The organism is Magnetovibrio blakemorei, assembly GCF_001746755.1.
Taxonomy (GTDB): Bacteria; Pseudomonadota; Alphaproteobacteria; order Rhodospirillales; family Magnetovibrionaceae; genus Magnetovibrio; species Magnetovibrio blakemorei.
In genome coordinates, this window is sequence record NZ_MCGG01000055.1 from 40,667 (window position 1) to 59,506 (window position 18,840).

Annotated in this window: 17 protein-coding genes and 1 pseudogene; 6 read left to right on the top strand and 12 right to left on the bottom strand. The window is 55.9% G+C overall.

The genetic code is table 11. The features are described from left to right. Positions 1 to 24: 24 nt before the first annotated feature. The 5 genes and pseudogenes from BEN30_RS14130 to BEN30_RS14145 all read right to left on the bottom strand — a co-directional run bounded on the left by BEN30_RS14130 (position 25) and on the right by BEN30_RS14145 (position 3,907). The gene (locus tag BEN30_RS14130) at positions 25 to 819 is read right to left on the bottom strand and encodes a competence/damage-inducible protein A (RefSeq protein ID WP_069958974.1); all 795 of its coding nucleotides are present in this window, start codon (positions 817 to 819) and stop codon (positions 25 to 27) included. Between the two features lie 18 nt (positions 820 to 837). After that, entirely contained in the window at positions 838 to 1,281 is a 444-nt protein-coding gene (locus BEN30_RS19315; RefSeq protein ID WP_456085419.1) for a (deoxy)nucleoside triphosphate pyrophosphohydrolase, read from the bottom strand. Positions 1,282 to 1,350: 69 nt separating this feature from the next. Beyond that, positions 1,351 to 1,818 (bottom strand): annotated as a pseudogene (locus BEN30_RS19320) (GNAT family N-acetyltransferase); the annotation flags it as partial. A gap of 2 nt (positions 1,819 to 1,820) precedes the next feature. Beyond that, on the bottom strand, positions 1,821 to 3,053 hold the full coding sequence (gene argJ / locus BEN30_RS14140) for a bifunctional glutamate N-acetyltransferase/amino-acid acetyltransferase ArgJ (protein WP_069958975.1): 1,233 nt from the start codon (positions 3,051 to 3,053) through the stop codon (positions 1,821 to 1,823). 14 nt (positions 3,054 to 3,067) lie between these two features. Further along, a complete protein-coding gene (locus BEN30_RS14145) occupies positions 3,068 to 3,907 on the bottom strand; it encodes a peptidylprolyl isomerase (RefSeq protein WP_069958976.1) in 840 nt (279 codons plus the stop codon). A gap of 159 nt (positions 3,908 to 4,066) precedes the next feature. Here BEN30_RS14145 and BEN30_RS14150 point away from each other — a divergent pair, with 159 nt between their 5' ends. Further along, entirely contained in the window at positions 4,067 to 5,119 is a 1,053-nt protein-coding gene (locus BEN30_RS14150) for a lipid A deacylase LpxR family protein (RefSeq protein ID WP_069958977.1), read from the top strand. Positions 5,120 to 5,155: 36 nt separating this feature from the next. Here BEN30_RS14150 and BEN30_RS14155 read toward each other — a convergent pair whose 3' ends face one another. Then, positions 5,156 to 6,166, bottom strand: a complete 1,011-nt coding sequence (locus BEN30_RS14155; protein WP_069958978.1) for a response regulator transcription factor — start codon at positions 6,164 to 6,166, stop codon at positions 5,156 to 5,158. Positions 6,167 to 6,547: 381 nt separating this feature from the next. Here BEN30_RS14155 and secA point away from each other — a divergent pair, with 381 nt between their 5' ends. Further along, the gene (gene secA, locus BEN30_RS14160) at positions 6,548 to 9,259 is read left to right on the top strand and encodes a preprotein translocase subunit SecA (protein ID WP_069958979.1); all 2,712 of its coding nucleotides are present in this window, start codon (positions 6,548 to 6,550) and stop codon (positions 9,257 to 9,259) included. A gap of 123 nt (positions 9,260 to 9,382) precedes the next feature. Here secA and BEN30_RS14165 read toward each other — a convergent pair whose 3' ends face one another. The 5 genes from BEN30_RS14165 to BEN30_RS18710 form a co-directional block, all read right to left on the bottom strand. Next, a complete protein-coding gene (locus tag BEN30_RS14165) occupies positions 9,383 to 10,336 on the bottom strand; it encodes an acetyl-CoA carboxylase carboxyltransferase subunit alpha (RefSeq protein ID WP_069958980.1) in 954 nt (317 codons plus the stop codon). A gap of 106 nt (positions 10,337 to 10,442) precedes the next feature. After that, the gene (locus tag BEN30_RS14170; protein ID WP_069958981.1) at positions 10,443 to 11,423 is read right to left on the bottom strand and encodes an HpcH/HpaI aldolase/citrate lyase family protein; all 981 of its coding nucleotides are present in this window, start codon (positions 11,421 to 11,423) and stop codon (positions 10,443 to 10,445) included. Between the two features lie 123 nt (positions 11,424 to 11,546). Beyond that, positions 11,547 to 12,482 (bottom strand): site-specific tyrosine recombinase XerD, encoded by a 936-nt coding sequence (gene xerD / locus BEN30_RS14175; RefSeq protein WP_069958982.1) that lies wholly within the window; start codon positions 12,480 to 12,482, stop codon positions 11,547 to 11,549. 4 nt (positions 12,483 to 12,486) lie between these two features. Next, complete coding sequence (locus BEN30_RS14180; protein ID WP_069958983.1) at positions 12,487 to 14,400, bottom strand: hypothetical protein; 1,914 nt, start codon at positions 14,398 to 14,400, stop codon at positions 12,487 to 12,489. Beyond that, positions 14,381 to 14,521: a hypothetical protein gene (locus BEN30_RS18710; protein ID WP_170827072.1), complete on the bottom strand. Its 141-nt coding sequence runs from the start codon at positions 14,519 to 14,521 to the stop codon at positions 14,381 to 14,383. Before BEN30_RS18710 ends, BEN30_RS14180 begins: the two co-directional genes overlap by 20 nt. A gap of 219 nt (positions 14,522 to 14,740) precedes the next feature. On the opposite strand from BEN30_RS18710, the gene BEN30_RS14185 reads away from it, so the two are divergent. The 4 genes from BEN30_RS14185 to BEN30_RS14200 all read left to right on the top strand — a co-directional run bounded on the left by BEN30_RS14185 (position 14,741) and on the right by BEN30_RS14200 (position 18,305). Beyond that, the gene (locus BEN30_RS14185; RefSeq protein ID WP_245649062.1) at positions 14,741 to 15,268 is read left to right on the top strand and encodes a shikimate kinase; all 528 of its coding nucleotides are present in this window, start codon (positions 14,741 to 14,743) and stop codon (positions 15,266 to 15,268) included. Next, positions 15,265 to 16,401 carry a 3-dehydroquinate synthase gene (aroB, locus tag BEN30_RS14190; protein WP_069958985.1) on the top strand — a complete coding sequence of 379 codons (1,137 nt, stop codon included), beginning with the start codon at positions 15,265 to 15,267 and terminating at the stop codon, positions 16,399 to 16,401. Before BEN30_RS14185 ends, aroB begins: the two co-directional genes overlap by 4 nt. A gap of 18 nt (positions 16,402 to 16,419) precedes the next feature. Continuing rightward, entirely contained in the window at positions 16,420 to 17,703 is a 1,284-nt protein-coding gene (locus BEN30_RS14195; protein WP_069958986.1) for an HlyC/CorC family transporter, read from the top strand. A gap of 137 nt (positions 17,704 to 17,840) precedes the next feature. Continuing rightward, a complete protein-coding gene (locus BEN30_RS14200) occupies positions 17,841 to 18,305 on the top strand; it encodes a CBS domain-containing protein (protein ID WP_170827073.1) in 465 nt (154 codons plus the stop codon). Between the two features lie 41 nt (positions 18,306 to 18,346). Here BEN30_RS14200 and BEN30_RS18025 read toward each other — a convergent pair whose 3' ends face one another. Then, positions 18,347 to 18,730 (bottom strand): ribbon-helix-helix domain-containing protein, encoded by a 384-nt coding sequence (locus tag BEN30_RS18025; RefSeq protein ID WP_322091075.1) that lies wholly within the window; start codon positions 18,728 to 18,730, stop codon positions 18,347 to 18,349. Positions 18,731 to 18,840 lie beyond the last annotated feature (110 nt).

An 18,840-nucleotide genomic window follows, 5' to 3' on the forward strand; every position in this document is an offset into this window, starting at 1 on the left:
GTGTGCCGCTTGGGGCATTTTTGTTTATTTGAGCTCTTCGCCCTCGGTTTCGCCATCTAACGGCGTGCCGCCCGCAGCTTTAATCATGGCGCGAATGTCTGCGCACGCGGCTTCGACTTGGGCTTTGTCTGCACCGCGGACAACCAAATTGGTACCGAATCCACCGAATTTCAAAAACGGGTACGAGCCGATGTCGACGCTGGCGTGGTGGTCTTGCAGGACGCGCAGCTCTTCGCCGATCATGCCTTCCGATATGCCGATGGTCGACACCGTTTGCACCACCATAATCCGGCCGCCCTTGAGCGTGCCCTTAATGCCGTCGAACATGGCGCGCGCAATCACCGGCACGCCCGCCATCACATAGACGTTTTCGACCCGAAATCCCGGCGCCTTGGACACCGGATTGTCGATCAAGTGAGCGCCTGCAGGGGTCATCGCCATGCGCATGCGCGCGGTATTGGCTTTGTCACCGTAATGAGCCAGCAAAATCCGTTCGGCTTCGGGGTGGGTGCCGAAATCAAGGCCAAACGCCGCCGCCACGGATTTGGCGGTGATGTCGTCGTGGGTTGAGCCAATACCGCCTGTGGTGAAAACGTAGGTGTATTTTGCGCGGCATGCATTCACAGCCTCAATGATTTCCGCCTCAACATCGCGGATCACCCGGCATTCGACCAAAGGGATGCCGAGCTTGGTGAGCTCTTCTGCCAGATAGTTGATGTTGGCGTCTTTGGTGCGCCCCGAAAGCACTTCGTTGCCGATCACCAGAACGCACGCTGTGGGGCCCGCAGTGGAGCCCGCCTGGGGAGATGTGTCATTCATGACGTTGAGTGTAGGCCTTCACAGGTAATCCATCAACAAGGCAACCATGGGAATGTCGGCGGGCGGCATGGGCAGCTGGTTGAGGCGCATAGGCTGCACCCACGCCAGCTCTTGGCCCTCTACGGGCGTGGGCGTGCCTTTCCAGGTGCGACACAAATACAAAGGCATCATCAGATGAAAGCTTTCGTAAGCGTGACTGGCGAAGGTAAACGCCGCCAAGCAACTTTCGGAGATATCGATGTCGAGTTCTTCTTTCAGCTCGCGCACCAATGCGCTTTCGGGCGTTTCGTCATCGTGCACCTTGCCGCCGGGAAATTCCCACAGCCCGGCCATCGATTTACCTATGGGCCGTTTGGCCATCAACACCCGACCGTCCACATCGATCAAGGCCACCGCCACCACCAAAAGCTTGGGCTTTGCGGCTTCACGCGCGAACCAGTCCTGAGCCGATTGAGTGAAGATGCGGGCTTCGATTGAAGAACATCGACCCGGCAGATTGTTGGAGGTGTGGCTATAGCTGAACCCGGCTTTTTCCAACACCCGCGCCGAGGCAGTATTGTCCGGATGCACAGCGGCCGCGAGTTCGGTTTTGTCGGCCCGATCAAAGGCAAAGCGCACCATCGCCTGGGCGGCCTCAGTGCCATAGCCCTGGCCCCAAAAAGGCACGCCGAGCCAATAGCCGAAGGTCTCGCCGCCGGTGCCCATATTGACTTCGATGCAGCCGATCAAATCCCCTTCGATGCGGCGCTGAATGGCAAACACGTGACGGGAATTGTTGGCCCGGTCCTCCATCGCACCGGCGATGAAGGCTTGGGCGTCAGTGGGCGTATAGGGATGGGGGATCAAGGCCGTGTAGCGCGCCACCTCCCACGCACCCGCCAGCTCCACCAGCGCCGGAACGTCGGTGTCGACCAATCGACGCAAGATGAGCCGCGGCGCTTCCAAAACATGGATGTTGGCGGCCTGAAATGCCGCCATACACGCGCTGTCTTCAGCCATCTCTAGGACCTGTAATCGCCGTTGATAGAGATGTAGCCGTGGGTGAGATCGCACGTCCACACCGTCGCGCGACCATTGGCGATACCGACTTCGACCTCGATCTCGATCTCTTGGCCTTGCATGTGTTTGACGACCGGGGCCTCGTCATAACCTTCCACGCGCATGCCGTCTTGGGTGACTTGCACGCCGCCGATAAGAATACCCATTTTGTCGCGATCGGCCGCCTCACCGGCTTTGCCCACCGCCATGACGATCCGCCCCCAATTGGCGTCTTCGCCCGCAATGGCGGTTTTGACCAAAGGTGAGTTGGCGATGGACAGACCAATGCGCTTGGCCGCCAAATCATTTTCCGCGCCCGTCACGGTGATGGCGACAAACTTGGTCGCCCCTTCTCCGTCACGGACCACTTGGTGGGCTAAGTCCAGTGTGACTTCATCCAAAGCGCGCTTGAAATCGTTTAGCGCCGGATCGTTCACACCTTGGGGTGCTGCATTTCCGGCCTGGGCGGTGGCGAACATCATCACGGTGTCACTGGTCGAAGTGTCGGAATCCACGGTTATGCAGTTGAACGACGCATCGGATGCGGGCGCCAACAGTGCCTGCAACACGTCCGCGCCAATGGCCGCATCGGTGAAGATATAGCCCAGCATGGTCGCCATGTCCGGGGCGATCATGCCGGAGCCTTTGACAAAGCCGTTGATGTGCACCTCAGTGTCGCCGATTTTTGTGGTCCGACTGACACCTTTGGGGTACGTGTCCGTGGTCATAATGGCCTCGGCGGCTTGCTGCCAAGTGGTGCCCCCAAGCGCACCCTGGAGACCCGGCATAGCGTCCACAATCAGATTGTGCGGCAAGGGTTCGCCGATCACGCCTGTGGACGCGGAAAAGACTTCGCTCTCAGCGCAACCGACCGCATCCGCCACGGCTTTTAAAATGTGATCGACCGATTCTTCACCACGCCGTCCGGTAAACGCATTTGAATTGCCGGAATTGACGACCAAGGCCCGCGCTTGACCACCGGGCAAATACTCACGACACTTCAACACCGGCGCAGATGCTGTTTTCGAGTTCGTAAACACCCCCGCCACGGTGGTGCCGGGAACAAATTCAGCCAGCATCAAATCTGTGCGGCCCTTATACTTGATACCAGCCGCAACGGTAGCGAAGCGCACACCGGAAATATCCGCCATAGGGGGAAAGGATGCCGGCGCGAGTGGAGATTTCTGTAAGTCCATTTTTTCTTTCCCGTTTAATTTTGAAGGGCTTTGACAACCTCTTCAAAGCTCTTTTTTTCGATTGAAGCCTCAGCGCGGAGCTGTTCCATAAACTTTTGACCCAGTTCCCCAGACAGTTCGTTGGCCAAGATTTCACGCGCTTCTTGATAACTGGGAATGGTCATGGCTCGTCGCTCTTCGACCTTGATCACGTGCCAGCCGAATTGGGTCTGCACCGGGACCTCTGAGAACGCCCCTGTGGGAATGGCGACTGCGGCCTCTTCGAAAGATTGCGCCATTTCACCCGGACCGAACCAGCCCAAATCGCCGCCGTTGCTTTTGCTCGGCCCTTGAGACTGTTCACTGGCCAGCTTGCTAAAATCCGCACCATCTTTGAGACGTTGAATCAGCGCTTTGGCGTGATCTTCGCTGTCCACCAAAATATGGCGGGCGTGAATTTCAGACTGCGTCTTGGCACGTTCAACCACTTGGTTGTAGCGTTTTTTAATGTCTGCATCCGTTAGGCTTTGTTCAATGTGTCGCGCAAGCAAAATACGCTCCAAGATTTGATCTGAAATGCGCGCCATGCGATGAAGATATTCAGGCGTTTCATTAAATCCAAGTTTGACGGCCTTATCCGCAGCCAGGCGCGAATTGATCAGAGATTCCATCAACACCGGATAAACGTCGCGCAACGGCGCACCTTGCATTTTTGACGGCAACAAATTGCGGGCATTTTCCACATCGCTCAAACGCACTTCGTGGTTATTGACCGTGGCAACCACGGGGTCGGTTTCGACACCTTGAGCGACATGCCCCAAAAACAGGAGCGCCGCCAAAACCGCTAAAAGAACAACACTACGCTTCAAAAACATAACAATACTTCCAAAAATTATAAGCTTCTGACTTAACCCCAAGACGCCCGCCCCGACAAGGGCCGAGCCAATCCACAATCTCATTTTTGTTATGTGCCCGTCATATTATTACTATATGATGCTCTAAGCCGATATCAAAACCCTCATAAATTGAAGCTCATGGCGCGTTTTCTCCCTCCATTTTTTGCTTTATCGTGTGTGCTGATCACCGTATTGGGGCACGTGACACCACTGCACGCTGGCGATTTTCTATTCCAACTCGATAATGACAAAATCGCCGACACCGACCGTCACTACACCAACGGCGTGCGCTTTAGCTATGTGCCGACGGACCCCATACTTCAACTCACCAATACCACTGATTTTTTGATCGATTGGTTCGGCGTTGGCGGATTCGACGATACCTCTGCCTCATCGCGCCGCGTTGGTTGGGCCTTCGGTCAGGAAATGTATACACCCGAAGACACGAACTCCACCGTTCCAGATCCCCAAGACCGCCCATATGCCGGCTGGACCTATTTGGCCGCAACGGTACAAAGTGAACGGCAAGACGGATTTGGTGGTTTTGACCAGCTCGACACGCTGGAACTGGATATCGGCGTCGTCGGACCAGAATCACGCGCAGGTGAAACGCAAAACTGGATTCATCGTCTTATGAACGTTTCTGAATCAAATGGCTGGCGCTACCAGATCGACACGGAACCGGGGCTGTTGTTGTCTCGCACCTTAAAGCTTCGCACTCAAACTTGGGCACCTTGGGGGCAAAATGCCCTCCCCCACACCACCGGCTTTGATCTCATCGGTCACACCACGGGGCAGCTTGGCAACATCAAAACGGGGGCCGCCGTGGGCGCCACCCTGCGCTTTGGCGGAAATTTATCACAAGACTTTGGCACCAGTTACGGCACCTTTGACCCTCCCCATAAACCTTCCAGCAGCTTTATGTGGTCCCTATACGCCGGGACTGAAGCACGCGCCGTCGCCCACGACATTTTTCTCGACGGCAACACCTTCAAAGGGGAGCCGAATGTTAAACGCAAGCCTTTGGTTATGGAGAGTCGTGCTGGCGTGATGATCAATGTACCCAAGTTTGACCCGTGGGGCACACCTGGCTTTCGCTTCGACTTGAGCCACGTTCAACGCAGTCGAGAATTCACCACCCAAGATAAATCAGATCGCTACGGCAGCGTCAAAATTACATTGAATTTCTAGGGACTAACCCCAGGACCAAGCCCTGCTCACCTTCATCTAACGAACGGCGATAGACGCCAATTCACGCGGCGTGAGGGTCTTGCGGGTCATTTCACTCTGATCATTATTGTCAAAAACATCAATTGCCGAGATTCGACTTTGGCGCTGGTAAAGTTCTGCCGTCGTGCAGCGGTCGGGATCAAAGACATTTTCGATGATTTCCGCCATCCGTCCCATCAGTTTAAAGTCGTCATCGCTGAGACCTTCCTTAATGGCTTGATCCGCCAAATCGTTTAAGGTCAAACATATCCCGGCGACATGGGCAAAACGGGTACCTTTGATGCGCTGACAGGTATCTTGTGCCACGACCTGAAGACGCTGAAGGTTGACCGGCACATCCAGGCACAAGCCATCTCGAATAGCGACAATTTCAGGCATGACAGAATCCAACAGCCACACCGATTGATAGGCGTTGCGATGGACCTTTTCTTCATTGATTTTGTGTTTGGCCACCTCAATGGCGCGTTTGATTTGAGCCGTATTGCTTTCGCCGCCGCCCTGCAAATGAAGGGGATTGGGCACATCGACCAAATTTATAACCATAGCGCCGTCTCTGTGTGTGTTACGACGGTCTGGACCGATATAATCCGCCGTCACCGCAAAACGCTTGCGAGACTGCGTGAGCTCGTCAATCCGGTCAATAAGGGCCTGTGCGGCAAATGGCTTGGCGAGAACGTGATCCGTGCCCGAGTTGATTGCACGATGAACGGCTTCACGGCTCGGGTTATTCACCATCGTGACCACCACCAAAAAAGGATTCTTGCCGTGGCGTCCAAAGCGCAAGTCTTTCACAAAGTCATTAAAGTCCCCCTCAGGCAATGACGTATCCGCAATGATCAGGTCAACCTCACCCGCATTTACGGTGCTGACGATGCGCGCCATATTGCCCGTGGTCACGACGTTTTTCGCGCCCCACTCATGCAATCGGTCTTTCAACTCGGCGCGAAGATCACTATTGGGTTCAGCCAGAACGATACGAACTTTGCTAAAATCAAACATTTTAGACATGAATATCGTCCTTTCCCCGATTTGCCCCCCAAACGCGGGAAACTTTTTCGCCAAAAGCCGTTTCAGTACGCAAACACCACGCCGTTCATTGCGATACCGGAACGATAAAGTCCTTTTTTTAGGGGCAGTTGGCTGCCCCTTTTGAATAAACTAAGTTTCAGGCAATCCCTTCAAACTGTCAAGTTACAATTTAAATTGAAGTGCTTTTAAGGTATTTCATTTCCTCCGGCACGGATATTTTTTGGGAAAAATGACCATCTGGGACGGCCATGCGTTGACAGACGTGTCCGGCCTCTCTAATTCTTTGTCACCGCTGGGGGAAATTGCGCTCTATAAATTGCGCTCCCTACATTTCAACCCTTGTCTAAGGTATCCGCATCCATGCTCGGCGCGCTCGCCAAAAAGGTTTTTGGCTCTGCCAATGACCGCTACATCAAGGGGCTGAAAAAATCGGTCGAAGCCATCAATGCGTTGGAGCCGACGGTGCAGGCCTTAACGGATGACGCGCTCAAAGCTCGCACGCCGTGGCTGAAAGGCCGAATCGCCGCGGGGGAAAGCTTAGACGATATTCTCCCCGATGCCTTCGCCACCGTGCGCGAAGCCGCCAAACGGGTCATGGGCCAGCGTCACTTCGACGTGCAATTGATGGGCGGTATCGTCTTGCACCGAGGCCAAATCGCAGAAATGAAAACCGGTGAAGGCAAAACCCTCACCGCGACCTTGGCGGTTTATCTGAACGCACTTAGCACCAAGGGTGTGCACGTCATTACGGTGAACGATTATCTTGCCAAACGCGATGCCGAATGGATGGGCCACGTTTACAGCTTTTTGGGCCTCACCACCGGGTGTATCGTCCACGGCCTGTCGGACCAGGAGCGCCAAGCCGCTTACGGTTGCGACATCACCTATGGCACCAACAACGAATTTGGCTTTGATTATCTGCGCGACAACATGAAGTTCACCCTGGGCGAAATGGTTCAGCGCGACTTTAACTTCGCCATCGTCGATGAAGTCGATTCCATCTTGATTGACGAAGCCCGCACACCGTTGATCATTTCCGGTGCCGCAGAAGATTCTTCGGCCATGTACAAAGCCATCAACAAGCTGATTCCCAAGCTGGTCGATGCCGACTATGAAAAAGACGAAAAGTCCAAATCCATCACGTTGACCGAAGACGGCAACGAGCATGTGGAAGTCATCTTGCGCGATGCTGGTTTGTTGACCGAAGGCTCCATGTACGACTTGGCCAACGTTTTGTTGGTTCAACACGTCACCCAGGCCCTGCGCGCCCACAAGATGCATCTGCGCGATATCGACTACATCGTGCAAAACGACAAGGTTGTGCTGATTGACGAGTTCACCGGACGCATGATGGAAGGGCGGCGCTATTCCGAAGGCTTGCACCAGGCGCTGGAAGCCAAAGAAGGCGTCACCGTGCAAAACGAAAATCAGACCCTGGCGTCGATCACGTTCCAGAACTATTTCCGCATGTATCCCAAGCTGGCAGGCATGACCGGAACGGCGATGACCGAAGCGGGTGAGTTTTCAGAAATTTACAAGCTTGAAGTGGTCGAAATGCCCACCAACCGCCCGTGTATTCGTGACGATCAAAACGACGTCGTGTACCGCACCGCGGCTGAAAAATACACCGCCATCGTTGAGCTCATCGAAGACTGCCAGACCCGCAAGCAACCGGTTTTGGTCGGCACCGTATCGATTGAAAAATCCGAAGAACTGTCCTCCATGTTGAAGGCCAAGGGCATCAAGCACAACGTGCTCAACGCACGTCACCACGAACAAGAAGCCTTTATCGTCGGCGATGCCGGCTTGCCTGGTGCAGTCACCATCGCCACCAACATGGCCGGACGCGGCACCGACATTCAGTTGGGCGGCAACCAGGAACTGCGCATTCAACGCGAACTCTCTGAGCTCGGCGAAGGGGCGGATCGGGAAGCTGCGATTGCCAACATCACCAAAGAAATCGCCGCGAACAAAGCCATCGCCTTGGAAGCGGGCGGGCTGTTCATCGTCGGCACCGAACGCCATGAAAGTCGACGCATTGACAACCAGTTGCGCGGTCGTACCGGACGTCAAGGCGATCCCGGCGCGTCGGTGTTCTTCTTGTCTTTGCAAGATGACCTGATGCGCATTTTTGGCTCGGAACGCATCGACAGCATGTTGGTCAAATTGGGTTTGGAAGAAGGCGAAGCCATCATCCACCCGTGGATCAACAAAGCGCTGGAAAAGGCCCAGCAAAAGGTCGAAGCGCGGAACTTCGAAATTCGCAAAAACTTGTTGAAATTCGACGACGTCATGAACGACCAGCGCAAAGTGGTTTATGCGGAGCGTAAAGAACTCATGGCCGCCACCGATGTCTCCAACGACATCATCGGCATGCGCCACGACTTGATCGAAACCCTGGTTGCGCGCGCCATTCCGCCCAAGGCCTACCCTGAAGAATGGGACATGGCGATGCTTCATGAAGAAGCGCTGCGCCTGTTCGGTCTCGACCTTCCGCTCACCGATTGGGCCAAGGAAGAAGGCATCGCGGATCAAGAAATTCTCCACCGTTTGATGGATGCCGCCGACCGTAAAATGGCGGAAAAAGTGGCCCAATACGGCCCAGAAGTCATCCGTGATGTGGAAAAGAATCTGTACTTGTCGATCCTTGATCAACTGTGGAAAGACCACCTGTTGACCTTGGATCATCTGCGTCAAGGCATCGGACTTCGCGCCTACGCACAAAAAGACCCGCTCAATGAATACAAGCGCGAAGCCTTTGGTTTGTTTGAAGAATTGCTGACCAACATCGGCGAGCGCGTGACCATGGTGCTGTCACATGTCGAGCTGCGCATGATGCCGCCCGAAGGCCTCACCCCCCATGGCCCGGCGTCCATGACCGAAACCCACGAAGACCCGGCATTGGCCCACGACCCCCTGGCCGCCGCCGACCCCCAACGCCTGTTGCGCGGCCACGCACCCGCACCACGCGACGCCGAAGACGCCAGCACCTGGGGCCGCGTCGGACGCAACGAACCGTGCCCATGCGGATCTGGGAAGAAGTTCAAGCAGTGTCACGGTAAGGTGAGCTAAGCTTATTTCCAAATCACCGGACTTGACCCGGTGATCTACGTCTTAGCCTGCTGCAAAGACAAAAAAGACCGCCTCACATTTTTGCGAGGCGGCCTTTTGTTTTTTTTCGAAGCGAGGTGCGCCTTAGCCCAACCCCACCTTGCCCATGTCGATAAACTTTTCCCGCCGTTTGGCGCGCAGTTGGCCGCCGTCGAGCGGCGCCAGGGCGTCGAATTGGCGTTGGATTTCATCGGCCACGGCCCCCATGGCACCGATGGGGTCGCGGTGTGCGCCGCCCAAAGGTTCGGGCACAATGGCGTCGATGGTGCGCAGTTCGATCAGGTCTTGGGCGGTGAGCCGCAAGGCTTCGGCGGCTTCTTTGTTCATGGTGCCGTCGCGCCACAAAATCGACGCGCAGCCTTCCGGCGAAATCACCGAATAAATGGAATGTTCCAGCATCAAAATCGCATTGGCCGAACCCAGCGCAATCGCGCCGCCGGAACCGCCTTCACCGATGATGACCGAGATGAACGGCACCCGCAGTTGGAAGCTGACTTCAATGGATTTGGCGATGGCTTCGGCTTGACCGCGGGCTTCCGCGTCGGCACCCGGAAACGCGCCGGAAGTATCGACAAAGGTGATCACCGGCATCTTGAAATGATCGGCCATGAGCATCAGGCGTTGCGCCTTGCGATAGCCTTCGGGCTTGGCCATGCCGAAATTGTGCTTCACCCGACTTTCGGTGTCTTTGCCTTTTTCGATGCCAATCACCATCACGGAACGACCGCGAAAGCGCCCCAATCCCCCCACTACGGCGGCGTCTTCGCCATACAAGCGGTCACCGGCCAAGGGCGTGAAGTCATCGATCAGGGTTTCGATGTAATCGACGGCGTGCGGGCGGTCCGGATGGCGGGCCACCTGGGCTTTTTGCCAAGCCGTCAGCTTTGAATAGAGCTGTGAGAGCTGCTTTTCGACCTTAGTCTGAAGCTTAGCCACTTCTTCGGCAATGTTGACTTCGGTGCCCGTCAGATGACGAAGCTCCTCAATCTTGCCTTCCAGCTCAGCGATGGGTTTTTCAAATTCGAGATAATGATGCATAGGCGATTTCTAGCACGAGATTTGGGGTGAAAGAAGTGCAAAAACAACGCCGCCGGGCGTTCCCGGCGGCGTGTTGTCATTTTTCTTGGCCCCAAAAGGCAATCTGTTAGCGACCTTTAATGGCCGCCGCCGTCTGAACCATGACTTCGGCTTGCTTGATCGAGGCAATATCGATCAAACGACCATCCAGCGTCACCGCGCCTTTGCCTTCTTTTTGCGCCTGCTCCATGGCAGCCAAAATGGCGTTGGCCTTGGCCACTTCCGCATCAGACGGACTGAACACATCGTTGGCGGCGTCCACTTGGGTGGGGTGAATAGCCCATTTGCCTTCACAGCCCAAAATCGCCGCGCGCATGGCCTGGGCGCGGTAGCCGTCCAAATCCTTGATGTCGCCAAACGGGCCGTCAATGGGGCGCAAGCCGTTGGCGCGGGCCGCAACCACCATGCGGGCAATGGCGTAATGCCACATATCGCCCCAATGGAAATCACGCCGTCCCGCATCGTCCAGCGCATCGGTCAACACGCCGTAGCCCGGGTTCGGCCCGCCAATGGCAGTCGTGCGCGCTTTGGTCGAAGCCGCATAATCGGCAACGCCGAAGTGCAGGGATTCGTTGCGTGGGCTGGCGGCGGCGATTTCGTGGACGTTTTGCATCCCCAGCGCGGTTTCGATGATCATCTCAAACCCGATCTTGTTGGTGAAGCCCTTGGCGGCACAAATCTGCGTCACCAGCATGTCCACCGCATAGACGTCAGACGCCGTGCCGACCTTGGGGATCATGATCAAATCGATTTTGTCGCCCGCTTGCTCAACCAAGTCCACCACGTCACGATACATGTAATGGGTATCGAGACCGTTGATGCGCACCGACACGGTCTTGCCCGACCAATCCAAATCATTCAGCGCGGCAATGATGTTTTTGCGCGCTTGGGGCTTGTCAGACGGCGTGACGGCGTCTTCCAAGTCCAAAAACACCATGTCGGCGTTTGAGCCCGCTGCCTTTTCCAGAAAGCGGGTTGAAGAACCGGGCACAGCCAACTCGGACCGGTTTAAACGCGCCGGGGCCTGTTCGGGTACGGTAAAACTCATGGGAGGTCTCCAATATTTTTGTGGATTGGTTTGCGTAAAGCCAGGCCCCATTTAAGCGAACGTCGACGGAGAAATCACGTCTTTTTTGTGCAGGTGCGAAATGGATTGAATTGTGCTTTAAGTTCAATGACCTAAAGCAAGCGGGTGAACGCTGTTGACGAGCTGTTTCAGACGTTCGTCAAGCACATGGGTGTAAATTTGAGTGGTGGAGATATCAGCATGGCCGAGCATTTGCTGCAGGGCGCGCAGATCCACGCCGTGGGCCAGCAGGTGGCTGGCGAAGGAATGGCGCAGAACGTGGGGCGACACCCGGCGCGGGTCCAGTCCGGCTTCGACGGACAATTCTTTGAGAATCTGCGCGAACCGTGCGCGGGTCAGAAAGCCTTGTTTGGCGCGCGACGGGAACATATACAGCGAGCCCTTGCTGCCTTTGGGCGCAAAGCGGTCACGGACCTCCATATAGGCTTGAATGGCGTCGCTGGCGGGCTCCGACAGCGGCACCATGCGATCCTTTTCGCCTTTGCCACGCACCATCAGCATCAAGCCGTCCCGGGACATGGCGCGCAGCGGCAGCCCCACCAATTCCGAAACCCGCAAGCCCGTGGCGTAGAGAATTTCCATCAGCGCCACCAACCGCTTGCCTTCGGCACCGGGATGTTCGGCGGCGCACTGAAGCAAGATGTCGACTTCTGCCTCGCTCAAATACTTGGGCAGGGCGCGACCAATTTTAGGGCTGTCGATGACCGTTGTGGGGTCGTCTGGACGCAACCGTTCGGCATACAAAAATCGGAAAAACTGACGCAACGCGGACAAGCGCCGCGCCTGGGTGCGCGCCGCCATGCCTGTTGAATCCATATGTTTCAAGTACTTGCGAATGAGGTCCGCGCTGGCCTGGGCAGGGACCGTGCACTGAGACTTGGCGAACCCCGAAAAATCGCCCAAATCGCGCTGATAGCTTTCCAGCGTGTTCAACGCCACGCCGCGTTCCGCCACCAACATTTCGAGAAACATCTCAGCTTCACGTGGCAACGGGTCCGTCAGTTTGCGCCGTCGCCCCATGTTGTTACAACCCGGCGGCGACCACCGCCTCCAACGCCATGGTGCGGACTTCTTTTTCCAAACCAACGGCCAGCAACGCCCGCAAAATATGATTCAAAACAATGGGATCGGCTCGCGCCGGCCCGCCGTCGCCCAAACCGACCAGGGCCAGCAAAATCGTTTCCCCAACCCGGCCCTTGGACGCAGCCCCATCCAACAAGAACCAATGAGACGGATACGGTGCCAACATGGCCGAATGAGACGTGCCGTCAATCAAGTCGGCCCAGATTTCATCGCCAACAGGTTCCCCCAACGCATCCAAGGTCGCCGCCAAGGTAACGGCTTTGTCCCGTGCGCCTTCGGTGTGTTTAACGGCAAGCCACCAGGCGTGCATACGCTCCATGGTCCAATCAGACGCGCCATCATACCCGGACAATCGCGCAACCGGCATCAAGGCTTCCAGTTCCGCAGCCATATTGGGATCACGGCTTGCGGCAACCTGCAGCAACTCAAACCACGTCCGCGCATCCCCGTGACGGCCGGTGATCAAAAACGCGCGAATGGCTTCGGGGGCGAACCAGACCAGATCCTGAGTGGCGGGAACACGGCCCAGTTGCGGCAAAAAGGCCCGTGCGGCAGACGCATAACGACCGTTTTCACGGGCAATTTCAAGAGCCCGGTGCAAAGCTTCAGCTTGCGCGGCGGGCACCGTTTGCATCAACGTCGCGCGGTACAACAAGGCGCGGCTCATCGGCCCGCTGAGCTGAACGGCTTGGGTCAGTGGATTTTGCAACTCATCTTCGGAAAAGCTGATGCTCGCATACAATTGACGCAACGCATCAACCGGCAACGCCCCGGCAGATTCGGCGCGTTCCGCCGCTTCCAAGCGCAATTCGGGCGAAGCATTGGGGCTGATCGCAATGGCGCGCAGCACACTGGGGCGGTTCGACGAAATCACATCTGAGGGCAATTGCGTTTTGGCAACCCGCGCCAAGGCCAAATGCATCGGCGTCGGGTTCGCAAGGCTATCAATGACCGGGGCCTTGAACGCGGCATCGCCTTGATGTGCCAGCGCGTCAACCAGCTTAAACAGCACGGGGTCCGTTACGCCCTGCTCTTCCAACAACGAAAGGCCCAGCAGCGCAGCAGCGCCATCGCCTTCCACCGCTTGGCAAAAGATAAAGGCCTTCTGCCAGTATTCAGTGCGTTGTTCTTGAATATACGCATGGGTTAGTTGGCACGCGCGAGCGACGTCTCCGGTTAAAAACCGGGTATCGACGTCTACGCGCAACAAATTGGCATTTCCGGCGCGACCCGGTACCACGTCCAACAAAGACTTAACGCCGACAAAATCGCCCATGGACGACAACAAACCCGCACGCAGCGAAATCAACGAACCGGATTCCCCGCCTTCCGGCACATCAGCCCCGGTCAGCAGCAACCGACGCATCAAATCGCGCATCGCCATCGAAGACGTCGTCACCGGAACTTGCGGCAGCAAGGTCTCGATCACCGAAAGCGGCGTCCCTTGCCACATCGCCGAACCCAACCCCCCGTCGGCATCGCTGAGCACACCCGCAACGTCTGGATTGACTGAACCCAGCGTTTGCGACTCGACTGAACGACCGATCACGGGTTGGTTCGACCCGTTCATGTCGATACCCTCGACAGCGATGACGCCATCGGTGGGACGCGTTTGCTGGGACTTGCCAAATGCAGGTGCACCAAATGTAGGGGCGGGGCGCAGTGGGGCCGGGCGTGCGGGTGGGTTGGCACGTCCCCCCGCTGGCGGCACCAATTGAATGGGCGCGATCAAATCCTCAGCCGCGTCTTGAGCAAATGCCGCCATAGGCAGGCAGGCCAAAATGGCACCACCCGCTAATACCGCCCGCAAGGTGCGCTGAATGCGCAAGGTCGGCTTAACGGGGGAAGCGTTCATCGGGAATCACCTTTTCTACGGTGCTCACCGGTGCTGGAATGTCCCAAGTGGCGAGCCAACCAGCACCGCCAACGAGGCCGGCCAGCAACAAAAACAGAATAAACGCGGACATCTTACCCATGAAATCGATTTACCTTTATTTACGGTCCCCTGGAAAATGCACAGGAGGGGGCGGGTTATCTTGCGGTTCCGAGACGATATGCTAGGTTCCGAGTATGGCGATTTTTCGGCAGTGTATCGGCTCAGCCTCCAGCTTTCTAGAGGACTTTGCCCCCGAAAGCCTAAAACGAAGACCTAAGATAGCCCACAAAATGTTTAAGGAGAGTCAAATTTGCCCAACGTGCCCAAGATCACCCGCCCCATCGCCCTGATCGGCTTGATGGGCGCAGGCAAAAGCACTGTCGGGCGACGCTTGGCGAAACGCTTATCGGTGCCCTTTATCGATTCGGATGACGAAATTAAAAAGGCTGCGGGCAGCTCCATCGAAGATATCTTCGAACTTTTCGGTGAACAGGAATTTCGCGCTGGCGAACAACGCGTGCTCGATCGCCTCTTAAATGGGGGGGCGATGGTTCTGGCCACTGGCGGCGGGGCGTTTATAAATAACGACGTTCGCAAACGCATTTTACAATCCGCCACATCCGTGTGGCTCAAAGCCGGGTTGGATTCGTTGGTGGAACGCACCTCCAGACGGGGTGGGCGACCGTTGTTAAAACAAGGCGACCCCAGAAAGACGCTGGAAAAGCTGATCAATGACCGCTATCCCATATATGAACAAGCCACTGTCACCATTGAAACCGACAAGCTCAGCCACGACGGCGCGGTGGATTTGATCATTCAAGCTTTGCAGGACCGAGACGACATATGAGCACAGCCCCTTCACAAGATACGGAAACCTTGCGCGTTGAATTAGGCGAACGGAGCTACGACATCGTCGTCGGGGCGGGCCTGATCAAGGATGCGGGCAAATGGATTGCCCCGGTTCTGGCGCGCCCCCGGGTCGTCATCGTCACCGACGAAAACGTCGCCGCTCATTATTTGGCCCCGCTGACGAAATCCTTAAAAGACGCAAGCATTCGCGTTGACGCCATCACCCTGCCCGCTGGCGAACAGAGCAAAAGCTTTGCCCAATTTGAAAAGCTGTGTGAAAGCATTTTGGCGTTGGGGATTGAACGCTCCACCACGTTGATCGCGCTGGGCGGCGGTGTCATGGGCGATTTGGTGGGCTTTGCGGCGGCATCCATTCTGCGCGGCTTGGCCTTTATCCAAGTGCCAACCACACTGCTGAGCCAAGTCGACAGCTCGGTGGGGGGCAAAACCGGCATCAATACGGCGCACGGCAAAAACTTGGTGGGCGCGTTTTATCAGCCCAAACTGGTGTTGGCTGACACCGCGACCTTAAACACTTTGGACCGCCGTCAACTGCTGGCGGGCTACAGCGAAGTGGTCAAATATGGCTTGATCGATTCACCTGATTTTTACGAATGGCTGGAAAATCACGCCCAGGCGTTGATCGACGGAGACATGGACAAACGCCGCCACGCGGTTCTCACCAGTTGTGCCGCCAAGGCCCGCGTGGTGGCCGAAGATGAGCGCGAAGGCGGCAAACGCGCCTTGTTGAACTTGGGCCATACCTTTGGTCATGCCCTTGAGGCCGAAACCGGATACGGCGATGCTTTGTTGCACGGGGAAGCCGTCAGTATCGGCACCGTCATGGCATTTGACTTGTCCCAACGCTTAGGCCTCTGCCCCGGTCAAGACTTTGGCCGCATGTTGGCCCACTTTGACGCCCTGAAATTGCCCACGGATCTACGTCGCTTGAACGCAGGCGATTGGACTGTGGATCGCTTGATGGCACACATGAGCCACGACAAAAAAGTTGAAGACGGTAAGCTCACGTTTATTTTGGCAAACCGCATTGGTCAGGCGTTTATTTCGCGCGATGTGCAAAACAAAGACGTCCGCGAACTGCTCGATACCTGGCTGAAAAACAAAATCTGATGAGGAACATCTAAAGGCATGATTTACGTCGCCGCCGCTATTTTTGTCTTGTTGATTTTGTCTGCGTTTTTTTCCGGATCGGAAACCGCATTAACGGCCGCCTCGCGCCCGCTGATGCACCAGTTGGAAAAAGATGGTAACCCCCGCGCCCAACTGATCAACAAGCTGCGCCATCACAAAGAACGCCTGATCGGCGCCATTTTGCTGGGCAACAATTTGGTCAATATCTTGGCCAGCGCCTTGGCCACCAGCTTGTTGATGACCATGTTTGGCGAGGCCGGGGTGGTCCTGGCCACGGTGGGCATGACATTGCTGGTGCTCATTTTTTCGGAAATTCTGCCCAAGACTTATGCCATTCGCCATGCCAATCGCGCCGCTCTGGCGGTGGTGCCGACCATCAATATTTTGGTCATCGTGTTGCTGCCGTTCGTCAAAACCATCAACATCATCGTGCGCTTGTTGTTGCGCATGTTTGGCGTAGACCCCCACGCGTCCGACGGCCTGCATTCGTCAACGGCTGAGCTGCGCGGTGCCATTGAACTGCACGCCAGCCACGCCCAGGGTGAAGATAAAGAATCCGGGGTTATGCTGAGAAGCGTGCTCGATTTGGCCGATGTGCAAGTCGGCGAGATCATGACCCATCGCAAAGGCGTCAGCGCCATCAATGCAACGGATCCGGTTGAGAGCATCATCACCCAAGTGCTCGAAAGCCCCTATTCCCGTCTGCCCTTATGGCGTGATGAACCGGACAACATCGTCGGCGTTTTGCACGCCAAAGCCCTGTTGCGCGAAGTGCGTGAACACGCCAACGATCCTAAAAAACTCGAGCACCTCGACATCCTTTCGGTTGCCGCCAAGCCGTGGTTCGTTCCCGAATCCACGCAGCTTTTGGATCAATTGCAGGCGTTTCGTGCGCGGCGCGAACACTTCGCCATGGTCGTCGATGAATATGGCAGCCTGTTGGGTATCGTCACCCTTGAAGATGTGCTCGAAGAAATTGTCGGTGAGATCGACGACGAAACCGATATCTTCGTGCCCGGTGTGCACATCCATACCGACGGCACCTTGGTGGTTCAAGGCGACGTCACCATTCGCGACCTCAACCGTCAATTCGACTGGGAACTGCCTGACGAAGAAGCCGCTACCATCGCCGGATTGATCTTACACGAATCCCGGCGCATTCCCGACGTTGGGCAATCGTTCCGCTTTTTTGGGTTCCGCTTTGAAATTATGCGGCGCTATCACCACCAAATCAAAACCATACGCATCACGCCGCCCGTCAAAGACGATACTGCGCCCTAGCTCGAAAAAAGACTGGAACCATTGGTGTTATCAAACAGCACATGACTTTCACCAAATAATTCTGTAAAAAAGTGCAGCGCAGCATTCTTTATGAGAGCATAATGGCGGCTGATCAGTTCGGAAGGAAGACAACCCAAATGGGGAGAACCTCTGTCATGCAACGGCGCATCATTCCCGACGTTGTGTCCGCCCAAGACGTTGTGGCGCTCAACACGTCCAGTTCCGTTCACACCGCCGTGCAGGCCATGAGCACGCACAACATTGCGGCCATCGCTGTAACGGATGGAAACCAGCGCCTGCTGGGCATTGTGACCGAACGCGACATCACTCACCGCGTTCTTGCATGTGGGCTCAACCCACTGAACACGCCATTGAGCGATATCATGACGGAAAATCCTGAACATCTGCGCCCCACGGACAGTTGTTTAGATGCCATCGAATTGATGCTGTCGCGCAACATTCGTCACTTGCCGGTTATCGACATGGACCGTCGGGTCATTGCGGTGGTGTCCATGCGAGACCTGTTGGAAACCGCGTTGGAAGTCCTCAACATCGACATTGACGAAGCGCGCTACGACGCATTCGCCCCTGAAGAAGAATAGTCCTCAAGAACAAAACACACCGGACCAAAGGCGCAATGCCATCAGTCTAACAATGAGCCTGTGCGGACCACACCCTGGGATTTCGGGCTCCGCTCCCGCTTTGCCAGACGTCCATGCCCCACACGCGCATGCCCGGCATCGGACGCCGCAGCGCGGAAGTAGCCGAGAATAAAGGTCCGAACTGCCGCCGTCCGGCTAGAGCCTTTGCGGTGCTGGTCGACGTGAGTGCAGGTCTCATGCACGGTCATCTTTTCGCGTTCGCAAATTTCTTCGAGCGCCTCCCAGACATCTCTTTCTAGACGCAAGCTGGTGCGATGGCCATTTACGGACACGTTTCTGCTTTGAAGACGGCTATTCATACCTGCGCGAGCCTCATTATTGATTGTTTCAATGTTTGGAAAGCAACATGCTTTCCCCATCCACATCGATCACGCGACAAGCGATATCCACCGATGTAACAAACCAACAATACGGACATGCAACGCACTTTTCAATTGTATATATTATCTACTCGTCAACCTTTTATAATAACAAA